General features: G+C 43.2%; 22 protein-coding genes and 1 riboswitch. Of the genes, 7 read left to right on the forward strand and 15 right to left on the reverse strand.

The window, feature by feature from the left end; genetic code table 11:
• Genes K8O68_RS03405 through K8O68_RS03415 form a run of 3 tightly spaced genes read left to right on the forward strand, consistent with a single transcriptional unit; the run spans position 1 to position 2589 of the window.
• Positions 1-993, forward strand: coding sequence for an ABC transporter substrate-binding protein (locus tag K8O68_RS03405; protein WP_370640476.1), 993 nt, complete (start codon positions 1-3; stop codon positions 991-993).
• A gap of 35 nt (positions 994-1028) precedes the next feature.
• Positions 1029-1802, forward strand: coding sequence for an ABC transporter ATP-binding protein (locus tag K8O68_RS03410; RefSeq protein ID WP_230895534.1), 774 nt, complete (start codon positions 1029-1031; stop codon positions 1800-1802).
• 4 nt (positions 1803-1806) lie between these two features.
• Positions 1807-2589: an ABC transporter permease gene (locus K8O68_RS03415; protein ID WP_230895573.1), complete on the forward strand. Its 783-nt coding sequence runs from the start codon at positions 1807-1809 to the stop codon at positions 2587-2589.
• Positions 2590-2677: 88 nt separating this feature from the next.
• On the opposite strand, the gene ytkD is transcribed toward K8O68_RS03415, so the two are convergent.
• The 10 genes from ytkD to fdhD all read right to left on the reverse strand — a co-directional run bounded on the left by ytkD (position 2678) and on the right by fdhD (position 13975).
• Positions 2678-3184, reverse strand: coding sequence for an RNA deprotection pyrophosphohydrolase (gene ytkD, locus K8O68_RS03420; RefSeq protein WP_230895535.1), 507 nt, complete (start codon positions 3182-3184; stop codon positions 2678-2680).
• A gap of 309 nt (positions 3185-3493) precedes the next feature.
• Complete coding sequence (gene tatA / locus K8O68_RS03425) at positions 3494-3706, reverse strand: twin-arginine translocase TatA/TatE family subunit (RefSeq protein ID WP_093054836.1); 213 nt, start codon at positions 3704-3706, stop codon at positions 3494-3496.
• A 17-nt stretch (positions 3707-3723) separates the two neighbouring features.
• Complete coding sequence (locus tag K8O68_RS03430) at positions 3724-5646, reverse strand: molybdopterin biosynthesis protein (protein WP_230895536.1); 1923 nt, start codon at positions 5644-5646, stop codon at positions 3724-3726.
• Positions 5647-5714: 68 nt separating this feature from the next.
• Positions 5715-6950: a molybdopterin molybdotransferase MoeA gene (locus K8O68_RS03435; protein ID WP_230895537.1), complete on the reverse strand. Its 1236-nt coding sequence runs from the start codon at positions 6948-6950 to the stop codon at positions 5715-5717.
• A gap of 23 nt (positions 6951-6973) precedes the next feature.
• On the reverse strand, positions 6974-7585 hold the full coding sequence (gene mobA / locus K8O68_RS03440) for a molybdenum cofactor guanylyltransferase (protein ID WP_230895538.1): 612 nt from the start codon (positions 7583-7585) through the stop codon (positions 6974-6976).
• A 14-nt stretch (positions 7586-7599) separates the two neighbouring features.
• A complete protein-coding gene (locus tag K8O68_RS03445) occupies positions 7600-8391 on the reverse strand; it encodes a formate dehydrogenase accessory protein FdhE (RefSeq protein ID WP_230895539.1) in 792 nt (263 codons plus the stop codon).
• Positions 8392-8690: 299 nt separating this feature from the next.
• Positions 8691-9383, reverse strand: coding sequence for a formate dehydrogenase subunit gamma (locus K8O68_RS03450; protein WP_230895540.1), 693 nt, complete (start codon positions 9381-9383; stop codon positions 8691-8693).
• A complete protein-coding gene (locus K8O68_RS03455; RefSeq protein ID WP_230895541.1) occupies positions 9364-10194 on the reverse strand; it encodes a 4Fe-4S dicluster domain-containing protein in 831 nt (276 codons plus the stop codon). The genes K8O68_RS03450 and K8O68_RS03455 overlap by 20 nt, the downstream gene beginning before the upstream one ends.
• Positions 10191-13178 (reverse strand): formate dehydrogenase-N subunit alpha, encoded by a 2988-nt coding sequence (gene fdnG / locus K8O68_RS03460; RefSeq protein ID WP_230895542.1) that lies wholly within the window; start codon positions 13176-13178, stop codon positions 10191-10193. Before fdnG ends, K8O68_RS03455 begins: the two co-directional genes overlap by 4 nt.
• A 53-nt stretch (positions 13179-13231) precedes the next feature.
• Entirely contained in the window at positions 13232-13975 is a 744-nt protein-coding gene (fdhD, locus tag K8O68_RS03465; protein WP_230895543.1) for a formate dehydrogenase accessory sulfurtransferase FdhD, read from the reverse strand.
• A 134-nt stretch (positions 13976-14109) separates the two neighbouring features.
• Here fdhD and K8O68_RS03470 point away from each other — a divergent pair, with 134 nt between their 5' ends.
• Positions 14110-14994 (forward strand): polysaccharide deacetylase family protein, encoded by an 885-nt coding sequence (locus tag K8O68_RS03470; RefSeq protein ID WP_230895544.1) that lies wholly within the window; start codon positions 14110-14112, stop codon positions 14992-14994.
• Between the two features lie 179 nt (positions 14995-15173).
• Here K8O68_RS03470 and K8O68_RS03475 read toward each other — a convergent pair whose 3' ends face one another.
• Both K8O68_RS03475 and K8O68_RS03480 read right to left on the reverse strand, forming a co-directional pair.
• Positions 15174-15611 carry a universal stress protein gene (locus tag K8O68_RS03475; RefSeq protein WP_230895545.1) on the reverse strand — a complete coding sequence of 146 codons (438 nt, stop codon included), beginning with the start codon at positions 15609-15611 and terminating at the stop codon, positions 15174-15176.
• A 157-nt stretch (positions 15612-15768) separates the two neighbouring features.
• Complete coding sequence (locus tag K8O68_RS03480; protein ID WP_230895546.1) at positions 15769-16011, reverse strand: YuzF family protein; 243 nt, start codon at positions 16009-16011, stop codon at positions 15769-15771.
• A gap of 235 nt (positions 16012-16246) precedes the next feature.
• Between K8O68_RS03480 and K8O68_RS03485 the strand changes: the two genes are divergently transcribed.
• Positions 16247-17017 (forward strand): hypothetical protein, encoded by a 771-nt coding sequence (locus K8O68_RS03485; protein WP_230895547.1) that lies wholly within the window; start codon positions 16247-16249, stop codon positions 17015-17017.
• A gap of 86 nt (positions 17018-17103) precedes the next feature.
• On the opposite strand, the gene K8O68_RS03490 is transcribed toward K8O68_RS03485, so the two are convergent.
• The gene (locus K8O68_RS03490) at positions 17104-17739 is read right to left on the reverse strand and encodes a hypothetical protein (RefSeq protein WP_230895548.1); all 636 of its coding nucleotides are present in this window, start codon (positions 17737-17739) and stop codon (positions 17104-17106) included.
• A gap of 66 nt (positions 17740-17805) precedes the next feature.
• Positions 17806-19449: an O-acetylhomoserine aminocarboxypropyltransferase/cysteine synthase family protein gene (locus K8O68_RS03495; RefSeq protein WP_230895549.1), complete on the reverse strand. Its 1644-nt coding sequence runs from the start codon at positions 19447-19449 to the stop codon at positions 17806-17808.
• Positions 19450-19548: 99 nt separating this feature from the next.
• Positions 19549-19657: riboswitch (SAM riboswitch) on the reverse strand.
• 263 nt (positions 19658-19920) lie between these two features.
• Between K8O68_RS03495 and K8O68_RS03500 the strand changes: the two genes are divergently transcribed.
• On the forward strand, positions 19921-20808 hold the full coding sequence (locus K8O68_RS03500; protein WP_230895550.1) for a YitT family protein: 888 nt from the start codon (positions 19921-19923) through the stop codon (positions 20806-20808).
• A gap of 182 nt (positions 20809-20990) precedes the next feature.
• Positions 20991-21767, forward strand: a complete 777-nt coding sequence (locus K8O68_RS03505) for an HAD family hydrolase (protein ID WP_230895551.1) — start codon at positions 20991-20993, stop codon at positions 21765-21767.
• Positions 21768-21803: 36 nt separating this feature from the next.
• Here K8O68_RS03505 and K8O68_RS03510 read toward each other — a convergent pair whose 3' ends face one another.
• Complete coding sequence (locus K8O68_RS03510; RefSeq protein ID WP_230895552.1) at positions 21804-23666, reverse strand: PTS fructose transporter subunit IIABC; 1863 nt, start codon at positions 23664-23666, stop codon at positions 21804-21806.
• Positions 23667-23668: the final 2 nt, after the last annotated feature.

Raw genomic sequence — 23668 nt, forward strand, 5'->3', positions numbered from 1 at the left:
ATGAGACTTAAAGGGCTCTTGCTAATCATGCTTTCCATTCCCCTATTACTGGTTACGGCCTGTAACCAGGGAGATGAGATGACTGAAGTCAAGCTTGCTGAAGTCACCCGGTCAATTTTTTATGCGCCTCAGTATGTGGCTCTGGCAGAAGGTTTTTTTGAAGAAGAAGGACTGGAGGTCGAATTAACGACCACGTGGGGCGGAGATACAACGATGACCGCTCTCCTTTCCGGCGGCGCTGACATCGCCCTTGTCGGAGCTGAGACATCTATTTATGTCTATGCCCAGGGGGCGAATGACCCGGCGATCAACTTTGCTCAACTGACACAGACAGACGGGACATTTCTTGTCTCCCGTGAACCGGTTGAAAACTTTGACTGGGAGGACCTGAAAGGCACCACTTTCCTGGGCCAGCGTAAGGGCGGTATGCCGCAGATGGTGGGAGAGTTTGTGTTAAAACAGCAAGGCATCGAGCCACATGAAGACTTAGAGTTAATTCAAAATATTGATTTTGGAAATATTGCTTCTGCCTTCGCGTCAGGAACTGGCGATTTTGTTCAGTTGTTTGAACCTCAAGCGACACTTTTTGAGCAGGAGGGGATCGGCTATATTATTGATTCCTTTGGCACCCAATCAGGAGAGGTTCCGTATACTGTGTATATGACAAAACAAAGTTTCCTTGAAAATGATGAAGAAACTGTCGAAAAGTTCACAAGGGCTCTGTACCGTGCGCAGCAATGGGTGTTGAACGAAGAACCTGCCGCAGTAGCCGAATCTATCGCCCCATTTTTTGACGATACGCCTGAAGATGTTATTGAGCAGGTCTTTATCCGCTACCGTGACCAGGGGTCATATGCGGAAACACCGCTATTAAAAGAAGAGGCGTGGTACCACCTTCAGGCCATAATGGATGAAGCGGGAGAACTGCCGGCTGAAACTGATTACGAGGACCTCGTTAACAGAACGATAGCCGATCGTATTATAGATGAATAACCTTATTTAGAGTATTCGAAAGGTAGGAACATGACATGGCCTTTCTTCAGCTGAAAGAAGTTGAAAAGACATTCTTCACTTATGATTCTGTTACAACCGCTGTAGAAAAAATTAATTTAACTATAAACAAGGGAGAGTTCATTTCTATTATTGGACCGAGCGGCTGCGGAAAAACAACTCTCCTTTCCCTTATTTCCGGTTTGCTGCATCCGACAGAAGGGCAGATTTTATTAGATGGAAAACAAATTGAGAAACCAACTCCGGAAACAGGTTATATGCTCCAGCAGGATTATTTATTTCCCTGGCTTACTATCGAACAGAATATCACTTTAGGGCTGAAAACGATGGGTAAAACAAAAAGTGAGGAAAAAGAGCTTGCATATGAACTCCTGGATACATTAGGGCTGTCTGATAAGACAAAACACTATCCATCCCAGTTATCAGGAGGTATGAGGCAGCGGGTCGCTTTAGTAAGAATGCTCTCTACCGATCCTAAACTTCTTCTTCTCGATGAACCCTTTTCAGCTCTCGATTACCAGACGAAATTAAAACTGGAAAACCTTGTTTTTTCTACCATTCGGACACATGGAAAAACAGCGATACTCGTGACTCATGATATCGGAGAAGCACTTGCTATGAGTGACCGCGTCATTTTACTCACCCACAGACCGGGGAGCATTCAGCAAGAATTTTCGGTGGCACATCATCTTGCAGAGGAGCTTCCTTTTAATGTGCGTCTCGATTCCCAATTTACTCCCTTGTTCCAGGAAGTATGGAAGGAGATGGAGTCCCTTGAAAAGCAAACATGAGGAGATGCATCGTCAATTTAAAAAACAGACTAAAACCCGGACTCTGCAAATTCGTGCCGTACAGATTTTAATTTTATTAAGTTTTTTTATTGGATGGGAAACCGCTGCTTCTGCAAGGTGGATTGACCCGCTGCTATTCAGCTCTCCTTCAAGAGTGTGGGACCTGTTTCTTGTACGGGTGCAGGATGGAAGTCTGATTATGCATACCTCTGTCACTTTATTTGAAACAATCTTAGGGTTTTTACTTGGCACATTTCTTGGAACTTTTCTGGCAGCGATATTATGGTGGTCGCCTTTTCTTTCCAGAGTATTAGATCCTTATATCGTTATACTGAATTCCATGCCTAAAGTGGCCCTCGGGCCCATTCTGATTGTCGGGCTTGGCCCTGGCTTTACTTCTATTATCGCTATGGGAGCTTTGATCTCTTTAGTCATCACGACAATGGTGGTCTATAATGCTTTCAGGGAAGTAGACGACAATTACGTAAAGGTTATGAAAAGTTTTGGCGCAACAAAAAGGCAGTCATTCTTTGGAGCTATTTTTCCAGCCTCCTACCCAACGATGATTTCCACTCTTAAAGTGAACGTGGGACTTGCGTGGGTAGGGGTCATTGTAGGAGAATTTCTAGTTTCTAAACAGGGATTAGGCTACATGATTATCTACGGTTTTCAGGTTTTCAATTTTACGTTAGTGATGCTTTCACTCGTCATTATTGCCATCCTTGCCACCTGCATGTACCAGACTGTGGAATTAGTTGAAAAAAAGCTCATACGTCATAGGACATGACGCATGAGCTTTTTCCGGTTGATCCTTTACATGAATGTCTGGCCTGATTGGTAGACATGGTTCCAGTCAAAACCGCCCCGCCCTCAAGTTAACCCTCACATTTTTTTATCTCCTGTTCCAAAAAACGTCTCTGAACCTCTTCTAAGCTTAGTGTCAGAACCTCGTCCTTCATGATAAAACTGTACTCATGGTTTGACGGTATATTGTCAGGGAGAGTTTTAAGCAGTTTCGGCCCCTTCGTTTCAAAATAATTTTTCTTTGAGACCAGCTCTTGAATGACCGCATAATAAACATTTTTTATTACTGTTTCACTTTTGCCAAACACCCGGTATTGGCCGATATAGTTAAGCTGATCTGTTACTCCTCCGGTTTCCTCAAAAACTTCCCGTCTGGCTGCCTCTTCGGCACTCTCTCCTTTTTCCACTTTTCCGCCTGGGAATTCTATCCCTCTTGACGGATGCACGGTTAACAGCCAGTTTCCTTTATACCTTGCTATTACCCATACATGTCTGGGGTTATTTGAATAAGGGTGGTCATCTGTCGAAAAATTTACTTCATTTTGGTAATAATCCTTAAAAGATTGTTGGTCTGTCATATGTAAATAACCTCCAAAAGTATCGAGGATGAAATAAGAGTGAATGCCGTGATCTAAAAAAATAAAAAAGCTATCGTCACCTAACTGTTCGTTATCGTACCAGCTTTTATGGTCGTTGCAAAGCTGGCTCTCTGCTAATCCGGAACTTCGTTAGTCTCAGCCTTCCCTTCTTTTCCTCCAATAAAACCCCGGGGGAAAAGGTTTTAGGAGACGAAACGATGTACGCAGTACCTGAAAGGCCCCAATTAACTCGTCACTGATAATAGAAACGGTCAACCGGCTGTCACACCTGTTGACCGTTTAAAAGAATTACTTAATATCATCTGTAAATTTTTTCGTTTCTTTTTTTACATCTTCAATCGGATCTGTCACGTCACTTGTCAGTTCTTTTGTGGATTTCTTGAATTCACGTAACGTTTGGCCGGCTGCCCGACCGATCTCAGGAAGTTTTTTAGGTCCGAAAATAATTAACGCCAAGACAAGAATAAGCACCAATCCCGGAATTCCGATATTAGCTAACATACCAGTGGCCCCCTTTTCTAGGTTTTAATATACCTTGCTTCTAAATTATCGTTCACTGTGTATCCGCCCAGCTGCTCGACACTCTCTTTAAATTGCCTGCTTTTAAGAGTGTGAAATAAAAGCCTGCCCTGCTTGCTTTCAAAAAACTCCTGTGTCATTAGTAAATCATACGATTCTTCTTCTACAGGAATAAAATCCAGCTCCATCGCTTGTGCTGCAGAATAGATTCCCATTCCTGCAGCCCGTTCTTCCATTTTCACCTCGGCCGCTACACTTAAATGAGTAAACATTTCCCTGTTGTAGCCCGTAATATCTTCAGGCTTTAATCCATTTTCCTTTAATATATGATCAAATAACATTCTTGTCCCGGCCCCTTTTTGCCTGTTTACATACCGGGCTTCTTTCTCCGCAATATGTGATACATTTTGAATCGAATAAGGGTTTCCTTTTGGCACCATCAGCCCTTGCTGCCTTTGTAAAAATGGAAGAAGGATAAGTTTCATATTTCTTAAAAATTTCTTAATGTAAGGAAGGTTATAAGTACCGGTGGCAGGGTCAAAGAGATGGAGCCCTGCCAAATGGGCTTCTCCCCGTTTAATTGCCATGAGACCGGCCATACTTCCCGTGTGGCTGGCAATGATCCTTGTCAGGCCGTCTTCCTTTTTCAAATGTGATGACAGTATATCGACTGATAAATCATGGCTTCCTGAAAATAAAACCGACGATTGTATTTCGGTACGGGGTTTGGTTAAAACAGCTGTCATCTTTTCTCCTTGCTCTACTCCCAGCTGGTCAGCCGGAAGTGTCACAATTCCATCCGCTTTGACAAGAGACATAGTCACGCTGGCAGAACGGGTCAGCGGGTTGGCGACAAACCTGCCGTTTACATAACCAATATTCACCCTTATAAAATCTTCGGATCCCATACTCGAAACAATCCTTCTGCCGGCATGGACTGTCAGTTTATCTTTTTCAGGGACTCGGACATTCAAAAAGCGGCAGATAAGAGGTTCTACAAACCACTCCATCACGAAGTAAGCAGAAACAGGGTAACCAGGGATACCTATCACAATTGTGCCGTTAACTTTTCCTATGACAACAGGTTTACCCGGTCTGGTTGCAATACCGTGGGTAATTACTTCTCCCATTTCCTCAATAACACCGGCGGTATAATCTTTTGAGCCTGCAGAGGAACCAGCGTTAATGAGCACAATATCCGCAGCTTCCACACCTTCAGAAAGCGCAGCCCGGATTGCCTCCGGGTCGTCTTTCACGATAGGCATCAGCTCAGGTTCGCCTCCCCACTCTTTAACCATCTCTGAAAAAATGGTCCCATTAAACTCGATTAGCTTACCAGGTTTTAAAGGTTCATGCGGAGAAACTAATTCACTTCCCGAGGGATAAATGCGGACTGCAGGCTTTCTTATCACCTTTACTTCTTTCACACTGGCAGCAAGAAGCGCTCCGGCATCTACGGGTCTTATTTTATGCCCCTGTGACAGGAGCATTTCTCCATAGGTGATATCTTCCCCAATTGGGCGAATACGCTGCCAGGGAACTGCAGGAGCAATGATTTCAAGCTCTCCGTCAGTCACTTCGTTCACATCTTCTATCATGATGACAGCATCAAACCCGTGAGGAATTGGATTTCCCGTATCTACATACTCAAAATCCGCCTCTTCTTTGAGCCTTAATGGGTTGCTTTCATGGGCTGTTTCTGTATCTTTTGCTCTGACTGCGATGCCATCCATTGCAGAGGCATGGAAATGAGGATTTGATGAACAGGCATATACTGGTTCAGCCGTGATCCTCCCTACAGCGTTCTGCACCTCAACATCTTCTGTTATATCCGTTAATTCCATTAAGTTTAAACAACGCTCGAGTGCATCCTGTCTCGGAGTGTCTTCTAAATATATGGTCCGTTCCTGCTTTGTCTTCATAGGTCCTCCCTCCAAATGCTGCTGTTCGGCTGCTTACAGTAAGTGCTTTCCCTGACAGAATGACAGGGTTACATAAAGTAATGCACGGTTACCGTTTCCCCTTGTTTTACTCCTTCTTTTGGTGCTTCAATTTCCAGAAGGGCGTCACTGTTTACCAGGGTTTTTATCAACCCGGATTTTCCAAGGACAGGGGTCGCTTTTGGGAAGGGATTCCCTTCTTCAAGAGTAACACGAATAAAGTCTGTACGCCCGGGTGAGGAGGGAATATTTTGTGACACTGAAGCTTTCCCGGTTAGAGGAAAAACTTCTCCTTGGCCAGTTAAGTGCGATATAATTCGTTTTCCAAATAACTGGAATATAATCATCGCAGAGGCAGGGTGGCCCGGAAGGCCTACCACTGGTTTTTGTGAAGAAACAGAAAGAATAGTTGGTTTCCCAGGTTTGACAGACACCCCATGTACAAGAATTCCCGGATCTCCATTTCCTAAAGATTCGATCACTTCAGTTGTATAATCTTTTGCTCCGACCGAACTTCCCCCTGATATAAACAGAGCGTCGCATTCGTGAAATAAGCGCTCGGCTTTATCTCTGAAGTCAGAATAATCATCATTGGCTATGTCACTGATGTGAACCTCTGCTCCCCATTGTTCTGCCAGTGCTGGAATAGAAACACCATTAACATCTCTGATTTTTCCAGGCGGGAGATCTTTCGTACTAAATGGAACAATTTCATCACCTGAAGATAAGTAGCCTATAATAACTTTTTTGACAACAGGGACGGTATCGATGCCAAGGGATGCAAGAGCCCCCAGTTCCTGCGGCCGCAGCTTTGTCCCTTTTTTAATCAGAACTTCATCCGCCTTAACATCTTCCCCTTTTAAAATGACGTTTTCATTCATGGCTACTGAGCGGGAGACATTGACGATGTCTTCCACCTGCTCGCAATCTTCAATCATCACAACAGCATTGGAGCCTTTCGGAAGCATTCCGCCGGTCGGAACATACACAGCTTGTCCCTGTTGCACCTCATGCTCAGAAAGCCGGCCCATTTCCACTTCTCCAATTACGGTGAGAAAGCCCGGCATCATTTCACTAACCCCATATGTATCGTTTGATTTAACTGCGAACCCATCAACAGTTGAACGGGAAAAAGATGGCACATCTTTCCTGGCGTAAATATTTTCAGCCACTATTCGCCCCGACGCTTCCGCCAGCGAGACAACTTCTGTTTTGCTGACAGGCTGTACATACTCTTCAATCAGCTCAATCACTTTATTTACTGGCTGAACTCTGAAAAAATCCATTGGTTCCCCCTCACACGACTATATTAGAATTGGGCATTCTGTTTCCTGGCCCAACGATAATCTTCTGGTCTATTCATGTTAAAAAAAGCCGTTTTAATTTCCTCATTAGTCATACCGTTTTTTCTTAATTCACTTTCCTCAACTCTCGCCACATTCAGGCCTGCCAGTAAATCCCGGATGCGCCTTTTATTGTTTTCCAGGCAGTACCTGACATACGGCAGAGAGGACTGATGATATAAGGCATACAACGGGTGTTCCCTGTTTTCTGACACCGGCACGACTGCCTGAACCCCAGGCGAACTTTTGGCTGTCTTCACTAATACTTCAACAACCTTAGTGGTAAAAAACGGCAAGTCACACGCAACGAAAAGGTTCCAGTGTGAATTTGAATGAGTTAAACCCGCTTCAATTCCGGCAAGAGGTCCTTGTCCTTTTTCTTTATCCTGTACGACTGGTACCTTGAGAAAGTGATAGTTATCCGGGTCATTCGTTACTAAAAGAAGTTCTTTTGCCACCGGCTCCAGCTTTTCTTTCAGTCTGATAATGTTTTCCTTTCCGTCTATCTGCAAAAGTGCTTTATTAGTTCCCATCCGGCTTGATTTGCCGCCAGCAAGCAGAATTCCTGTCAGTTCCATACCCGTTGTCTCCTTTACTGTCCCTCTCCATACCCTTCTTCCTGAGCAACAAAATCCAGATGGATTGTCTCTAAATCAAGCAGGGCAGCTGTTTTTTTCTCAAGGAGCTTTTTCGTTTCCACTAACTTTAAATAGTTATTGCACGTTTCACAAACTTCAAGCTTTGCTGTTTCATCTTCTTTAATAGTAATATAAAACAAATGTTCATGGCGGTCATCCCCACAGTGTACACATTGGAGCCGCCTCTGTTTCCATTCTGTCTCACACCTTGGACAATAAAGGAATTTACGGCCTTTGTTTTCTATTTTTGCCAGCCGGTGAGGTTCCCCGCAGCACGGGCAGGTACCCATCACTTCAAACTCATTTATAAACGGCCGGCACGCCTGTGCAAGTAAATGCATAAATGGCCTTAATGCCTGTTCAGCGAGAAAATGAGGAAGCCAGGCCGAAAGCTCATTTTTCTCAGCAAAAGTTTGAAAATAGGCCGTGTTATAGGTGACAGATTCTTTTATCCATTTTAAAATATCTTCATCTGTTAAGTTCGCTGTTAACCTTGATAACTCCTCCCCAAGCTCTGGCTGATGCTCCGAAAGAACGCTTTCAATTTCTTTAATGCTTTTCCTGTATAACTCTCCCGGGACCGGACTTCCTTTTAATTGAGGCAACACTGGAATTTCCTCGTTTAACTCATCTTTAGATAAGTGCAAATTGAGCTCAGCCTGAAAACGCTCACGTAAAACGTCGTGTTTATTAATAATTGCTTTTTGCAAATTCAAATACTCTTCAGACACCACATTCGGATTCATAAAAATCCCCCTTATTTGATGTGCTTTCCCTTATTATATAGGCGTTAAGGAAAGGCTGTCCACAAGGGACAGCCTGAGGCTGTTGAGAAAGTATTCTCATCAGCCTTTTTTAAAAGAAAAGTAAGATATCTCACGATTTCATCACTACCGGCGGACGCTTTCCGTGGGGCTTGTCTTCAACTAATTCTGACTCAGCGAAGCATCGTCAGAATGGATTTTCAGACTGTGCTGATCCCATCGGAGTCGCCGCCTTTCGTTCTTCAATCAACCGAGGCTGTCCACAAGGGACAGCCTTAAGTTTAAGCTCCTTCTGATTTATCTTCCTTTATTTCTCCTTTTTCTACAAGTTCGTCATACCACTGGCCGTGGTGGTCTTTGGCATAAGTGATATTTACATCCCCTTTTATCATCCCCCGCATTGACGCTTTAGAATTAGGATGGCCCAGACTTAAAAAGATATGGCCGGCCACTACAGCCACAGACAGACCAAACGCAATGTTATGGACTGGATAGGCCCAGAGTATAATTCCTGAGGTAAAGTATTGCGGGAACCACATGACGATGCCAGAGAGAACAAGCAATCCTGCACAAACGATCGTTAATACTGAATTAAGTTTCTCTCCAGCGTTGAAAAACCCTTGTTTAGAAATATTGGCTTTCCCTCCAAAAAATTCTTTTGGAAAAGCTATAAAAAATTTCAGGTCTTCTTTTTTCCACGTAAATGAAGATTTTACCCAATGAAACAGGCTGGCTCTGTCAAAGATCAACACGAGAACCGGCGGAAGAATGAACATTACTGCGAAAAACCTGTGAAGAAGCCTGGCCATTTCCGGTCCGCCAAGTAAGGGATAAAGCCAGTTGAAAAAGTCAGAGTAAAGAGGCAGAGCAGTCAAATAAAGAGCAAAAAATGCGAAAGCGTTCATCCAATGAGCATAAATAACCCATTTAGAAAATCGTTTGACTGTCCTGGTATTATTCTTTGTCTGTTTCATCGGTCTGCCCCCCTTCTTCCGCATGCCCTTCTTTATTAAAAAGCTTATTAGTAATGTAACCCGTCATCACAGCCATCGTCGTGACACCAAGCAAGGCTTTCCCCATCGGCTGGGCATAATCCTTCCATACTACAGCCGATACAGGAACCTTTGGATTTTCCGGCAAGTCGTATACGGCGGGATCTTCAGCCAGCAAATAGAAAGTATGGGTCCCATCCACCCCTGCCGGGTCATAAATTTGAGCATTTGGATAGCGGTCTTTTACTTCATTTAACCTCGCTTCCGCCAGTTTCTTCATTTCTTCTTTTTTGCCGAAAACAATAGCATCCATTCCGCAAATGTCTGCGCACGCAGGCTGCAGGCCTGCTTGAATCCGCCCATCACACATAGTACATTTCTGGGCCCGCTCCACTGTTTCTCCGTCCTCTGTCACATACTCAGCCAGTTCAACTACGTCAAACGGACAGTTTTGTGTACAGTAACTGCATCCAACGCACTTCTCCTGGTCAATGACAACATTTCCTAAAGATGTCGTTGAGATCGCACTCTCCGGACACACTTTCTCACAGGCTGCTTCTTCGCAATGCATGCAAGCTTGATGGCGGAATAGCCATTCAAATCCGCCGCTGCTCGTTTCATACTCTTTCATTTGCAAAACATTCCACGTCTTACCATCGCATTTTGTATGCGATTGGTATGTTCCCCCATACGCCTGGCTATCAGAAGGCAGGTCGTTCCAGTTTTTACAGGCGACCATACACGCCCGGCACGCTGTACATTTTGTTACATCCACCAGTTTGGCATAACTCATGTTTCCACCCTCCTTACATCACAAAGAAAGGCTTTATACTCCGGAATCATTGTGTTGGCGTCTCCAATATGCGGAGTCAGATAATTAGCTATGGAACCTGTCGCAATTCCTTCGTATCCGTAATGCCAGGGCATGCCGATATGATGAATTTTTTTCCCTCTGATTTTGTAAGGTTTAAAACGCTTGGTAATCATCGCCAGTGCCTCAATTTCTCCTCTGGCAGACGTTATTTTAACTTTATCTTTAGAGTTAATTCCTTTTTCTTTCGCCAAGTCTTCACTTATCTCAATAAACATGTGAGGCATTAATTCTGACGGCCATTCAAGGTTTCTCGTCATGGAACCAGACTGCCAATGCTCTGTGAGCCTGTAGGTAGTGGCCACAATTGGAAAATCAGCAAATTTGCCCCTTCTGTTGTGAGCTCCTTTCCATATATGAACCGCCGGATTTAATTCCATACTGGAAAACACATTAGGAATAGGGCTTTCATAAGGTTCGTAATGTTCAGGGAATGGGCCGTCAGCAGGCCCTGTTGCAAACAATCCTCCTGTTCCATCCGGGAGCATTATAAACGGATTTTTTCCCCCTTCTCCAGCAGGGTCCGTAGTTACTCCGAAGTCCGGCACATCGTGGCCTGTCCAAGCCTCTCCGTTCCACCAGATGCCTTCTTTAGCCTCACTCCACGGCTTCCCGGCAGGATCAGCCGAACAGCGGTTATATAAATTGCGGCGGTTAACAGGCCACGAAAAAGACCAGTTTAAGTAGTTTTCCATCCCTGTATCCCTGTCATCTCTCCTTTTAGACAGGTTGTTGTCTTCTCCAGGCTCAGCATCCGGATAAAAACCGCTGTAAATCCAATTGCCGCACGAAGTCGTCCCATCATCCTTTAAATGGGTAAAGTTAGTAATTGTTTTCCCTGTTATAAGGTCATAACCATTTATTTCCCTGCAGATAAGGTCCACATCCGGGTACTCGCCTTCTCCGAATTCCCAGGCTAAAGCATTAAATGGTTTAGCTGCTTCACTAGTTTCCTGACTGTACAGTTCCTTCAATTTTCTGTATAAATTGTGAGCAAACCATGCATCTGATTTGGAATCGTGTTTAGGTTCGAGAGCTTTCCAGCGGTATTGCATCCAGCGGCCGCTATTTGACACTGATCCCTCTTTTTCGTAAGGGCCGCAGGCGGGGAGCATAAATACTTCTGTGTTAATAGAAGCTGGCTGCTGGCCGGCTTTTTCTTTCCAGAAGGAAGCGGTTTCTGTCTCCCACAAGTCAAGGCAGACAAGCCAGTCAAGTTTCTTCATAGCTTCTTTTTCCATCGTTGCATTCGGCCCCCCTACCATTGGATTCTGCCCCCAGGTAATCAGGCCTTTAATGTCCCCTTCATACATGGATTCAAAAAGGGAAATGTGCGAATAATTTTTTCTTCCTTTTGGGAAATAGTCATATAAATAGTTATTTTCTTTTGTGGCATTATCACCATAATAAGCCTTCAAAAGGCTTGCAAGAAATTTAGGTTTATTACTCCAAAACCCTGAAGCAGGAGTCTCATTTTCATTATAAGCTGATAGAGTTTTATGCTTCTCGCTTACTGTCGGCGCCCCGATGTACCCTGGCATTAGATGAAACAGCAGGGCGAAATCAGTGGAGCCCTGTACATTACACTCTCCGCGCATCGCATTAACGCCTCCGCCCGGGCGGCCGACATTCCCAAGAAGAAGCTGGATGATCGCATAGCTCCTTACATTTTGAGATCCGACAGTATGCTGAGTGGTTCCCATAGCGTACATGATCGTACCGGTTTTATCCGGCGTTCCTGTACTGCAGAAGGCTTCTGCTACTTGTGTAAAGTCTTCTTCAGAAGCGCCTGTCATCGCACTGACAGTTTTTATATCATACCTGTCATAATGTGATTTCATTAATTGGAAAACTGAGCGTGGATGCTCCATCTCATCATCTTTTAAAATATTGCCGTCATCGTCACGCTGGAAGGTCCAAGTATTTTTATCATAACTTCGCGACTCCTCATCATAGCCGCTGAAAATCCCGTCGTTAAACTCGTAATCTTCACTTACAAGATAAGTCGCATTTGTATAATGTTTAACATACTCTTTATGATACTTATTGTTATTTATCGCATAATGGATTAAACCACCCATAAAGGCAATATCTGTACCGGAGCGAAGCGGCGAATAATAATCAGCCATCTGTGACGTCCGTGTAAACCTCGGGTCCACTGAAATCAGTTTTGCACCCTTTGCTTTTGCTTTTTGAACATATTTCATACTGATCGGATGATTCTCCGCAGGGTTAGCTCCTATGACCATCATACAATCACTGTGTTGAATATCGTTCCAGTGGTTTGTCATCGCGCCACGCCCGAAACTTGGTGCCAGACCGGCAACCGTAGAGGAATGTCATATTCTGGCCTGATGTTCTATAAACGTTACCCCGAGGCCGCGCATTAGTTTTTGAATTAAATAACATTCTTCATTTTCAAGAGCTGCACCGCCCAGACTGGCGATTGCCTCTGTTCGGTTGACCGGCATTCCGTCCTCTGCCGCTTTAAAACTAAGATCCCTTGTATATTTTACTTTTTCAGCTATTTTTTCAAGTGTCCAGGTCCAGGCTTTTTCTTCCCACTGGTCACTCCCTGGTGCTCTGTACAACGGTTTCTTGACCCTGCGATCGGAAGTGAAAAGCTGCCGGATAGAACTCCCCTTGCTGCACAGCGATCCCCTGTTAATTGGATGATCCGGATCCCCCTCTGTATAAATAACATCATTATTTTTTACATGAACCAATATTCCACAGCCAACCGAGCAGTATGGACAGATGGTCGGTGTGATCTCTGATTTTTCAATTTTTAATTTCTGAGACTGGGCTTTTGCACGGTGTGGGTCGAACCCCAGTTCTGTCACAGCCAATGTGGCAGCTGTGGCCCCGGACAACATTAAAAATTGTCTGCGTGATACTTCTAACATAATTAACTCCCCCTCAAAGTAGCTGTAATCATGCGGCCCCTTTCGGTAAACCCTTACTGGTAAGAAACAGCCTCCAAATCATTAAAAACTTTACCGTGACTGGTATAGACGAAAGACATTTTTCCTCTGATGTAACCAACCACTTCCACCCCCAGGAAATTGGCCAGTTGAACAGCCTGTTTAGTAGCTGCTGTTCTGCTTCCGACCACTCCGAAACCGAACCTTGCCGATTTAGAAAGCATTTCATACGAAATTCTTCCAGTCGTCAAAAGAATAAGTTCCTTAGCATCAAGCCGATTCAACAAAGCGTGGCCGATCATTTTATCTACGGCATTATGACGGCCAATATCTTCTCTGACAATTATTCGCCCATCAGGAAACACGATACAAGCCCCGTGCATTCCCCCTGTTTCGTTATACATAGGGGAAGCTTTGGCGAACTCGTGGCGTTTTTTCAGAAGATATGTTAAAGACAACCGGTGTGTGGTTTCTACTTTTGGAAAGCTTTTCACATCAGCCATGGAGAAAAATGTCACACCATTACCGCAGCCGGCTGTCATTCTTTTTTTTCGGAGCTTCATTTTTTCGTAGTCTACCGATGGTGTGAGAGTAATCGCAACTTTTCCTTCTGAAAGGCGGACTTCCTTTACGTCCTCTGCCTTTTCGATAATTCCCTCGGTAAAAAGATGGCCATAAGCCCATTCCATTATATTTTCCTTAGTCAGCTGGTAAACAGCCAGTTCTTCTCCATTAACAAACATCGCCACCGGATATTCCTCTGGACAAAACTTTCTCATAAAGTGGCCCCCCCTCTAAATTCCCCGCACTTGCCAAGCTAATTAAAATTGGTACAATTTACATTGTAAGTGGATTATATTAGTAAATCTGTGACTGGTATCACATTTTATGTCAAAAGATGCAGGAGCTTCCTATGAAACTATCAAAAGTGGTTATTATACTAGTAATGCTGTCAGCAACAGGAGTGATGTACGTTACTATCAATAGTACCGATCATCAAAAAACAGCCCGGCCATCCCCAGTTTATAAGCATTTTCAAAAAGATCTCTCCGTTTCACAAAAATTCCCGGAGAACGGCGTTAATACAGAAAAGCAAGTCAGGCAGAAATGGGAAGGACACGCTGAAGAAGCTGACGAATGGGGGGAAAGGGTGTCAGGAGTTAAAAACAGAATAGAAACTGATGAAAAAGTGGTTGCTCTTACCTTTGATGCCTGTGGAGGGCCTTTCGGAGATGAATATGATGAAGAACTTATCGACTTTTTAAGAGAAGAAAGTATTCCCGCTACACTATTCTTTAACGCCAGGTGGATTAGTTCTAATGAACAGGTATTTAAAGATTTAGCTGATGATCCGCTCTTTTCGGTACAAAACCACGGCACAGAACATCTCCCCTTATCAGTTGCCGGAAAAACTGCCTGGGGAATTGAAGGTACGGGATCAGTTGAAGAAGTCATCGATGAAATCATGATTAACCAGTCTCTTATTGAAGAAATGACAGGGGAAAGGCCGGAATTTTTCAGATCCGGAACGGCTTATTACGACAATATCGCTGTAGAAGTTATAGAGGATCTTGGTCTGACAGCGGTCAATTATGATGTTCTCGGAGATGCAGGAGCCACTTATTCAGCTGAACAAGTAAAAGAATCTCTTCTGTCCGTTTCACCCGGCTCTATTCCTTTACTGCACATGAATCAGCCTTCAAGCGGAACAGCTGAAGGTGTAAAAAAAGCTATTCCTGAACTGAGGGCAGCAGGTTATTCATTTGTTCTGCTGGATGGACAGAAATTAACAGAATAAAGAATGAGACTAAACAAAAAAGAATGGCTCGTCTAATGCCATTCCTTTTTTGTATGGATTGTCTAAGCCTCTCATTTAAATGACCCTGCTAAATACGTTAAGGGAGGATTTAACGAGAATTTGAGATTAGCTCTGCGCCGGTCGTCCATCCCCTTCCTCCCTTATTGAAATGATTGTATTTATTTTATAACAAGGACATCTACAGAAGAATATCTGACAATGTTTTCAGAAGTGCTTCCCATTATCATCTGATCATATGAATCGATTCCGTTAGAACCGCAAATAACTATATCGGCTCCCACTTCATCTATCAGATCATACGTAATCACCGTTTTTGGATTGCCTTTTTCCACTCTGAGATGGTAATTTTCAAACCCGTATTCCTCTATTTTTTCCTTCATTTTCAGTTTCATCTCTTCAGCATGGTCATCTGCCAGCTCGTCAATTTTGCCCGGCTTGTTGGCAAAAATGTGGGGAGAGCGGACATCGACAACATAGGCGACAGTCAGTTTTGCTTTATTCCGTCTGGCAAGATTGACAGCCTTGAATAAAGCTTTTTCTGCGTCCACGGAGCCATCATACGCTAATAGTACGTGTTTATAATCCTCATCCAGCATCTATCATTTCCTCCTTAATTTTAAATTAGACCTGGTCTTCTTCATTATAACCTGACCAGGAGCAGAATTAAGGGGGTAAATGTGAGAAAACATCCAACTTTTCAGATATCAGGCTAAATAAGGATTACTATTCTTTTATCCCAGCCACGACATCATATTAAGTAGGCATAATCCAGATAATTTGCTGGATTCGAATAAAAAATGTGGAATCGTCCTGCTGAATCACTACGTGATCTGGTTTTACATCCGTAACTTTCCCTCTGACACTGCCTTGACACGTCTGAATTACCACATTTGCACCTGTAACCGATTGAAGGGTCTGGACAACAAATGGATCATATAAAACTGAATATTTAACGGTCTCCTCCTGCTGTTGATTACGCTCCTCTTCATAGTACATATGAGACATTCCTCCTTTATTTTCTTTAACCGTTCTCATCTTATGCCCAATAATTAAGAGGGTGTCTGTCTTCCTTAAGAAGCTTTAGGAATATTTAACAGCAAAAAGTCCTAAGTGGCAGCAGATAACTTTTTGCCTGTGTCTTATTAACCTGTTACTTAGAAGGAAAGTTACGTGGTATAATAAAAACACTTTTAAAAGCAACCTAAATTTTACATATCTATCGAGGTGACTCATGCAAAAAAATAAAGTTATTATACTTATTGCCGGTTTTGTTATTCTTCTGATTTTAAGTACCATTATGTTTATACTTGAACGTGACAACCAGGCGGGAAATACGACAGATCCCGAGGTTGGTGTAACGAATGAAAATCAATTAGGGGAGGAAGCCGAACCTGGAGATGAAGCTGTTACTCCGCAGAATGACGGCAGTCAGAGTAATGACGATGCAGCAGGTTTAAATGAAGAAGAGGATGAAGATTTGCGTGAAAATGCACAGGAAGCGATTAGTAAAAGCTCAGTAAACGAAAATGAGACTGATATGTCCAAGCAAACTTTATTTAACCATTCCGTGCTGTACAGGACTTATCAGATGTTTGATGAAGACAGTCTGATTGAAGAGGAAGATATTGAAGAGGACGCTGAATGGATTTCAGTGGAACTTATGGGCTGGCATGATCATGCATCCCAGGAGTACGGATTTGAATACTCCGATGATGACTTTGTTAACTATGTAGAAGAAGAGAATTTTCTTGAAGAAGATACTCATACCAGCATTCTTTTAGAAGAATTAGCTGAAACAAACAAAAACCTTTATAAAAGGCAACTGGAAATTCATTTTATTAAACAGTTTATCTGGGAAACTATTAAAGAAGATGTAGCTGAGGAAGCCGGAGAAGAAACAGACCTTTCCGATGAAAACTACCAGCAATTATTTTATAGTTTTGAACAAGAAGTAATAGAAAAGTTAATTGAGAATAACCCTTCCTTATTCGATGAAAATTAAAAACAGCCTTCAGAGCTTTTGCAGCTTCTGAAGGCTGTTTTTTTACAGCTTTATTGGCGACCTGATTTATTCCCCTCCTGCTTCTCTTACGGCTGATAGTCATAAAAATCTATTTTGAAAATCTGGTACGCCTCCTCGTTTACTCTGTCCATAACATAAACATAAGCAGGCTCGGTCATATCCAAGTCCATAATATTTAAATAAATTGTTTCCACAGCTCCTGAGCCGTTTGTTTCTGTCTTAAAAGGTATCACCTCTTCATCCTGTTGTATAATTTTGACGTCGTGGACAAATCCTTTATTCTGATAAAACCTGATATGGACAGGGAGAAAAGAATCCGTCAGCTTTTCTCTAATTTCTCCTCCGGGTGGCTGCCGGCCTTCCAGATCAAAAGATTTTCTTGCTTCATTGATCACTGTTAAGTAGGGAGTTTCAATATAAGCAAACGCCACTTGACCGCCGTCTGTTGTATCCTCAATCGTTTCCAGAAGAAAGTTCTCTAATGAATCTGTGGAAGAAACAGCTTTCTTAATCGCATCGTTTATTTGGTCATCAGTTAAATAATACAGGTAATTTTCATTTTCAAATGTATTTGGTATACTTCCCGGCGATTCTTCAGGTAAAGCAAACGTCAATCCGGTTACCTGGCTGAGGTAAACAAGAATGCCTGCCATAATGATAACCGTCATTGAGACCATACTGTACAGCATTTTTTTCAACATATACATCCCGTCCTCTTTGACGTTTATTATACAAAAGAACACGGGATGGTGAAATGAGAAAAATCACTATATTGAAATAACCGTTTCCTCTTTGAGTATCTCCTTAACAGCCTCTTCTGTCTGTTTATCAACTGTTAATACGGCAGATGGCTTATTTTTTTCTGCGAGGGTTTTCAATTTGGTGCTGTCCACTTCAGCTGAAGTGACAAACAGATAGTCTATATTTATATCCGGCTCAGTTTCTAAATCAGAGGAAACAATACGGTAACCTAACCGTGACCATGGTTTTAAGCACTCATCGTCATCCCCTGCCACCATTATCACTTTTCTGCGCGGCCCTTCTTCAGCATGTTCAATAGCTGATGCTCTGGCTTCTGACAGAATCTCTTCTCTATTGTAGCTATTCGCTGTTTCCTGCTTGCCGGTTGCCTTTTCAAGAGCCTGCTCTAAGTCGGCATAAATGTCTTCAAGATTTTCCAGCCCGACAGAGAGTCTTACAAGATCATCTGTCACCCCGCTTGTTAGCTGGTCTTCCTTGGAAAGCTGTAAATGGGTTGTACTGGCAGGATGAATAATTAAACTTTTAGCATCCCCCACATTTGCCACATGCGACCAGAGTTTAACGTTGCGGATAAGCTCTCTTCCAGCTTCAATTCCGCCATTAATACCGAAGTTGACTACAGCTCCAAACCCATTCTTTAAGTATTTTTTTCCTAGCTGATGAGCAGGGTGCTCTTCAAGGCCCGGGTAACTTACCCAGTCAACTGCCGGGTGAGCCTTCAGCTTTTCAGCTAACGCCATAGCATTTTCCTGATGTTTCTGCATTCTTAAAGAAAGAGTTTCCAGTCCTTGAAGCAGCTGAAAGGCGTTATATGGACTTAAGCAGGAACCAAGGTCTCTCATTAATTGGACGCGGAGTTTCATAATAAATGCCAGATCTCCGAGGTCTCTTGCGTACACGAGACCGTGATAACTGTCATCTGGTTTATGGAATTCAGGAAATTTCTCTTCCTGCCAGTCGAATCTTCCTCCGTCTATTACCACGCCTCCAATGGTTGTCCCGTGCCCTCCGATCCACTTAGTTGCAGAGTGTATAACAATATCAGCTCCATGCTGAAGCGGTTTGCAGTTTGCAGGGGAACCGAAAGTGTTATCAATAATAAGCGGAATGTGAGCTTCATGCGCTATGTCCGATATCGCTTCGAAATCCAGCACATTTAAGCTGGGATTACCTATAGTCTCGGCAAATACTGCTTTTGTACGGTCATTAATTGCCTTTCGTATCTCCTCTGGTTTAGAGGCATCGGCAAATGTTACTTTAATCCCGTATTTTGGCAAAGTAACAGCAAAGAGGTTATAGGTACCCCCATATAAGTTTGAGGCCGCCACAATTTCATCACCAGGGTGAGCTATATTAAGAATGGTCATTGTAATAGCTGCCATCCCTGAAGAAGTAGCTAAAGCGCCTACCCCGTCTTCCAGTACAGCCATTCTTTTTTCAAAAGCGTCAACGGTCGGATTCATAATCCGGCTGTAAATATTGCCCGGCTCCTGTAATGAAAACAGTCTTTCAGCATGTTCAGCATCGTCAAAGACATATGAAGTCGTTTGATAGATCGGAACCGCTCTGGCTCCTGTAGCAGGATCAGGTATTTGGCCCGCGTGGAGTAATTGTGTGTCTGTTCCTAACTGGTTTGCTTTTTTTGTCATAATTACTGCCTCCTTCAGTTGTTCAACCAATACTGTGTGAATAAAAAAACTCTCTGCAATAGACAGAGAGCTGGTTTTTTATATAAATAAAAAACATCTCTCTCATCTCCCAAAGCACTAACGCTTTGCAGGAATTGGCACCTTACTGCTGGAAACAGCTGGTTGCCGGGCTTCACAGGGCCAGTCCCTCCGCCACTCTGGATAAGAGGTATAAGAAATCAAGGGTGAGGTTGTCAGTACCATCAACTAGTGAAAATACTAGATTGATAATTATTTGAATATTAACACTTTTTATAGATAACGTCAATGCTTTTATTATTCAGTCAACAAAAGTATATTTTCCAGTTTGAAAACGGTTCCGATATTCTGAATATATAAACTTTATTATTGCGGTCATTTCCCTGTTGGGTAGGCGATAATGCTGTGTTATACTTCGTCTGACTTAAACATCATTAAAGGAGGTTGAGGGATTTGACTCGACTATTTCAAGGCATTCGTTTACAGCCAATATTAGTTATCTTAATTGGAACGTTGATTTTTGGATTCGGCATTATTCATTTTAATTTACAAAACGGTTTAGCTCACGGCGGGTTTACAGGTATTACATTGCTGTTTTATTACTTGTTTACGATCGAGCCCTCCCTTTCCAACCTTTTATTAAATATTCCTTTGTTTTTAATCGGGTATAAATTATTCGGCAGGTTAATGCTCATATACAGTTTAATAGGCACGGTCTCTCTGTCCGCCTCTTTAAGAATTTTTGAACTGTACCCTGTCACAGAACTGCCGCTGCAGGATGATATGATTTTAGTCTCTATTTTTGCAGGGGTATTTGTAGGGGCCGGGCTTGGCATGATTTTCCGTGCAGGGGGCACAACCGGCGGAGCTGATATTCTGGCAAGACTGGCAAACAAATATTTCGGGATAAGCATTGGCAAGTTTATGTTTGCTTTCGATGCCGTAGTTATTACTATTTCTCTTGTTCATTTATCACTGACCCATGCCATGTATACACTGGTAACTGTGTTTGTTGCCGGACGGGTTATTGATTTTATTATTGAAGGAGCAAGCGCTGCTAAATCTGCTATGATTATTTCCTCAAGAACAGATGAACTCTCTAAAGCTATTATAGAACGAATGAGCCGCGGCTCTACCGTTCTGACAGGTAAAGGGAGTTTTACCGCCGACGAACGGCGTGTGCTTTATTGTGTTGTGAACCGCAATGAACTGATCCAGCTCAAAAACCTGATTGAAGAAGTAGACCCTTACGCCTTTTTCTCAGTCAACGATGTGAAAGAAGTGTCAGGCGAAGGATTTACATTTGATAATCAGCGGCGCCCGCTGAAACCTTCCGCATAACCAGATACTGGGGGGGCTGTCCCCCCATATTTTTCCTGAGCCCTTCCGGCTCAGGTTTTTTGTTTTTCAAAGATTCCCTGTTTACAGTTTCACATTTTTTCTATAGGCTAGTCATTAATACATAGAGCTTTTAATAAAAGGCCTGCCATTAAATTAAATATTTTATACAGGAGGAAACAGTAATGAAGGCTATCTTTTTTGATTTGGATGATACGTTGTTATGGGATGAGAAAAGTGTCAAAAAAGCTTTTGAGGAAACATGCAAATATGCTGCCTCATTTTATGATTTTCACCATGATGATTTAGAGGAAGCAGTAAGGGAAGAAGCGAGAAACTTGTACAGCGGGTATAAAACCTATGATTTCACAAAAATGATCGGCATTAACCCGTTTGAAGGGCTTTGGGGAAACTTTGGCGATCCCGGCAAGGAATTTGAGGAGATGAAAAAAATTGTCCCTCAATACAGACAGGACGCCTGGACAAATGGTTTAAAAAAGTTGGGAATTGATGACCCGGAATTAGGCAAAGAATTAGCCGAACGGTTTCCTGAGGAACGCAAAAATTATCCATTTCTGTTTGAAGACGCTCTTCCCGTCCTGGACCGCTTAAAAGGCAGTTATTCACTTGTCCTGCTGACTAACGGTTCTCCGGAATTGCAGAACATTAAGTTAACTCTAACGCCTGAGCTTTCCCCTTATTTTGACGAAATAATTATTTCAGGTGACCATGGAAGAGGCAAACCAGATGTAAGCATATTTGAACATGCACTTGAAAGAATAAATGCCGCGCGGAGCGAGGTCCTTATGGTCGGGGATAATCTTATGACTGATATCCTGGGAGCTAAAGAAGCAGGCATTAAATCAGTCTGGCTGAACCGGTTTGACAAAAAACCCGTGTACGTAACTCCTGATTATCAAATCTCCAGTTTACACGAGCTGTTTGACCTTTTGGAGAAATAACAAAAACTGGGGGGACAGCCCCCCAGTTTTTGTCAGTTATGCCACTTTCTTTTTCCATATTCCCAGCAGTGTTGCCGTTACTGCGGCACCTGCCAGAATAGCGACAATATACATCGGCCAGTTGTTCACAAGAAGAATGACGAAAGCTCCTCCGTGAGGCGCTTCAGTAGCGGCTCCAAACAACATGGAGAGACCGCCTGCCACTGCCGAACCAGCGATAATGGATGGAATCACCCTGCCGGGATCCGAAGCAGCGAACGGGATCGCTCCTTCTGTAATAAAGGAAGCTCCCAGGACATAATTGGTTTTCCCTGCGTCTTTTTCCTGCTTTGTAAACTTGTTTTTAAAGAATGTTGTTGCTAACGCAATTCCAAGAGGAGGAACCATTCCGCCAGCCATAATGGCTGCATGGGGTTCCAGCGTACCAGCATCAATCATAGCAATACCAAATGTAAAAGCCGCCTTATTAATAGGACCGCCCATATCTACTGCCATCATTGCTCCAAGCAGAATACCGAGCAGTACGATATTACCGGTTCCGAGCCCGGAGAGCCAGTTAACCAGGCCGGACTGTACAGCAGCCAGTGGTGTAACAAGAAAGTACATAATGAACCCGGTTGTAAAAATACCAAACAACGGCAGAACTAAAATGGTTTTAATACCATCAAGAGACTGTGGGATAAAAGAAAATAAGTGCCTTAATCCAATAACAAGATAACCTGCCATAAAACCTGCGATAATACCACCAAGGAAACCAGCGTCTCCTGTATGGGCCATTAAACCGCCAACCATACCCGCTGCAAAACCGGGGCGATCAGCAATACTTCTGGCAATAAAGGCTGCCAGCACAGGGACCATCAAGAAGAAAGCATTAGCTCCGCCAATTGTTGACAGAATTTCCCCAAATGGTGAAATCTCTCCTCCAACCGGGTCTTCAAAGAAGAATGAGAGGGCAATGAGAATTCCTCCACCGACAACAAACGGAAGCATATTTGAAACCCCGTTCATAAGATGGCGGTAAAAAGCTGATTTACCTTTCTCTTCTTTAGCCTCTCCTCCGGACGTATTGCCGCCTTCATACACAGGGATATCTCCTGCGGCCGCCTGCTCAAGAAGCTCCTTTGGTTTGCGAATCCCTGCAGTAACTGGTGCATTAATTAATTTCTTTCCTGAAAAACGATCTTTCTCTACTGCTGTATCTGCCGCAATAATGACCGCATCAGCTCGTTTAATATCTTCTGCTGTAAGCCTGTTTCTGACTCCGTCTGAGCCGTTTGTTTCAACTTTTATATCATATCCGAGTTCTTTAGCCTTATCTTTCAGCCCGTCAGCTGCCATATAGGTGTGCGCAATGCCTGTCGGACAGCCGGTCACAGCAACAAAATAAGGACGGCGTCCCTCTTCTGCCTCAGAACTGCTTTCGCTTTGATCAGCTTCCATTTTTTCTTTTTCCTTTTTATCGACAGCATTTAAAATATCCTGTTCTGAACGCGCTTCCAATAAAGTCTGGCGAAAAGACTCGTCCATCAGAAGCGTCGATAATCTGGAAAGAGCCTGCAGATGCATTTCATTTGCCCCGTCACTTGCTGCAATCATAAAAAACAAGTGACTTTTCTCTCCATCTAACGCTTCGTAATCAATGCCATCTTTTGAGCGGCCAAAAACAATGGCAGGATCTTTAACTGCTGCACTCTTGGCATGGGGGATAGCGACCCCTTCTCCAATCCCTGTAGAGCTCTGTTCTTCCCGCTCATGGATTTCTTTAATGAACCTTTTTTTATCACTCAGTTTTCCGGCTGCATCAAGCTTCTCTGCTAATTCTTCAATTACTTCGTTTTTTGAAGAAGACGTTAAATCCAGCAAAATGGTCTCTTTTCTTAATAATTCAGTAATGTTCATTC

Source organism: Salipaludibacillus sp. CUR1 (assembly GCF_021028955.1).
Taxonomy (GTDB): Bacteria; Bacillota; Bacilli; order Bacillales; family Salisediminibacteriaceae; genus Salipaludibacillus.

Coding starts and splice junctions, on each gene's coding strand:
- K8O68_RS03495 (WP_230895549.1), bottom strand. CDS start 19,449: ATGACAAAAAAAGCAAACCAGTTAGGAACAGACACACAATTACTCCAC.
- K8O68_RS03485 (WP_230895547.1), top strand. CDS start 16,247: ATGCAAAAAAATAAAGTTATTATACTTATTGCCGGTTTTGTTATTCTT.
- K8O68_RS03405 (WP_370640476.1), top strand. CDS start 1: ATGAGACTTAAAGGGCTCTTGCTAATCATGCTTTCCATTCCCCTATTA.
- K8O68_RS03470 (WP_230895544.1), top strand. CDS start 14,110: ATGAAACTATCAAAAGTGGTTATTATACTAGTAATGCTGTCAGCAACA.
- fdhD (WP_230895543.1), bottom strand. CDS start 13,975: ATGAGAAAGTTTTGTCCAGAGGAATATCCGGTGGCGATGTTTGTTAAT.
- K8O68_RS03510 (WP_230895552.1), bottom strand. CDS start 23,666: ATGAACATTACTGAATTATTAAGAAAAGAGACCATTTTGCTGGATTTA.
- K8O68_RS03430 (WP_230895536.1), bottom strand. CDS start 5,646: ATGAAGACAAAGCAGGAACGGACCATATATTTAGAAGACACTCCGAGA.
- K8O68_RS03455 (WP_230895541.1), bottom strand. CDS start 10,194: ATGAGTTATGCCAAACTGGTGGATGTAACAAAATGTACAGCGTGCCGG.
- ytkD (WP_230895535.1), bottom strand. CDS start 3,184: ATGACAGACCAACAATCTTTTAAGGATTATTACCAAAATGAAGTAAAT.
- K8O68_RS03490 (WP_230895548.1), bottom strand. CDS start 17,739: ATGTTGAAAAAAATGCTGTACAGTATGGTCTCAATGACGGTTATCATT.
- K8O68_RS03505 (WP_230895551.1), top strand. CDS start 20,991: ATGAAGGCTATCTTTTTTGATTTGGATGATACGTTGTTATGGGATGAG.
- K8O68_RS03480 (WP_230895546.1), bottom strand. CDS start 16,011: ATGTACTATGAAGAGGAGCGTAATCAACAGCAGGAGGAGACCGTTAAA.
- K8O68_RS03445 (WP_230895539.1), bottom strand. CDS start 8,391: ATGAATCCGAATGTGGTGTCTGAAGAGTATTTGAATTTGCAAAAAGCA.
- K8O68_RS03475 (WP_230895545.1), bottom strand. CDS start 15,611: ATGCTGGATGAGGATTATAAACACGTACTATTAGCGTATGATGGCTCC.
- K8O68_RS03415 (WP_230895573.1), top strand. CDS start 1,807: ATGCATCGTCAATTTAAAAAACAGACTAAAACCCGGACTCTGCAAATT.
- mobA (WP_230895538.1), bottom strand. CDS start 7,585: ATGGAACTGACAGGAATTCTGCTTGCTGGCGGCAAATCAAGCCGGATG.
- K8O68_RS03450 (WP_230895540.1), bottom strand. CDS start 9,383: ATGAAACAGACAAAGAATAATACCAGGACAGTCAAACGATTTTCTAAA.
- tatA (WP_093054836.1), bottom strand. CDS start 3,706: ATGTTAGCTAATATCGGAATTCCGGGATTGGTGCTTATTCTTGTCTTG.
- K8O68_RS03410 (WP_230895534.1), top strand. CDS start 1,029: ATGGCCTTTCTTCAGCTGAAAGAAGTTGAAAAGACATTCTTCACTTAT.
- K8O68_RS03435 (WP_230895537.1), bottom strand. CDS start 6,950: ATGGATTTTTTCAGAGTTCAGCCAGTAAATAAAGTGATTGAGCTGATT.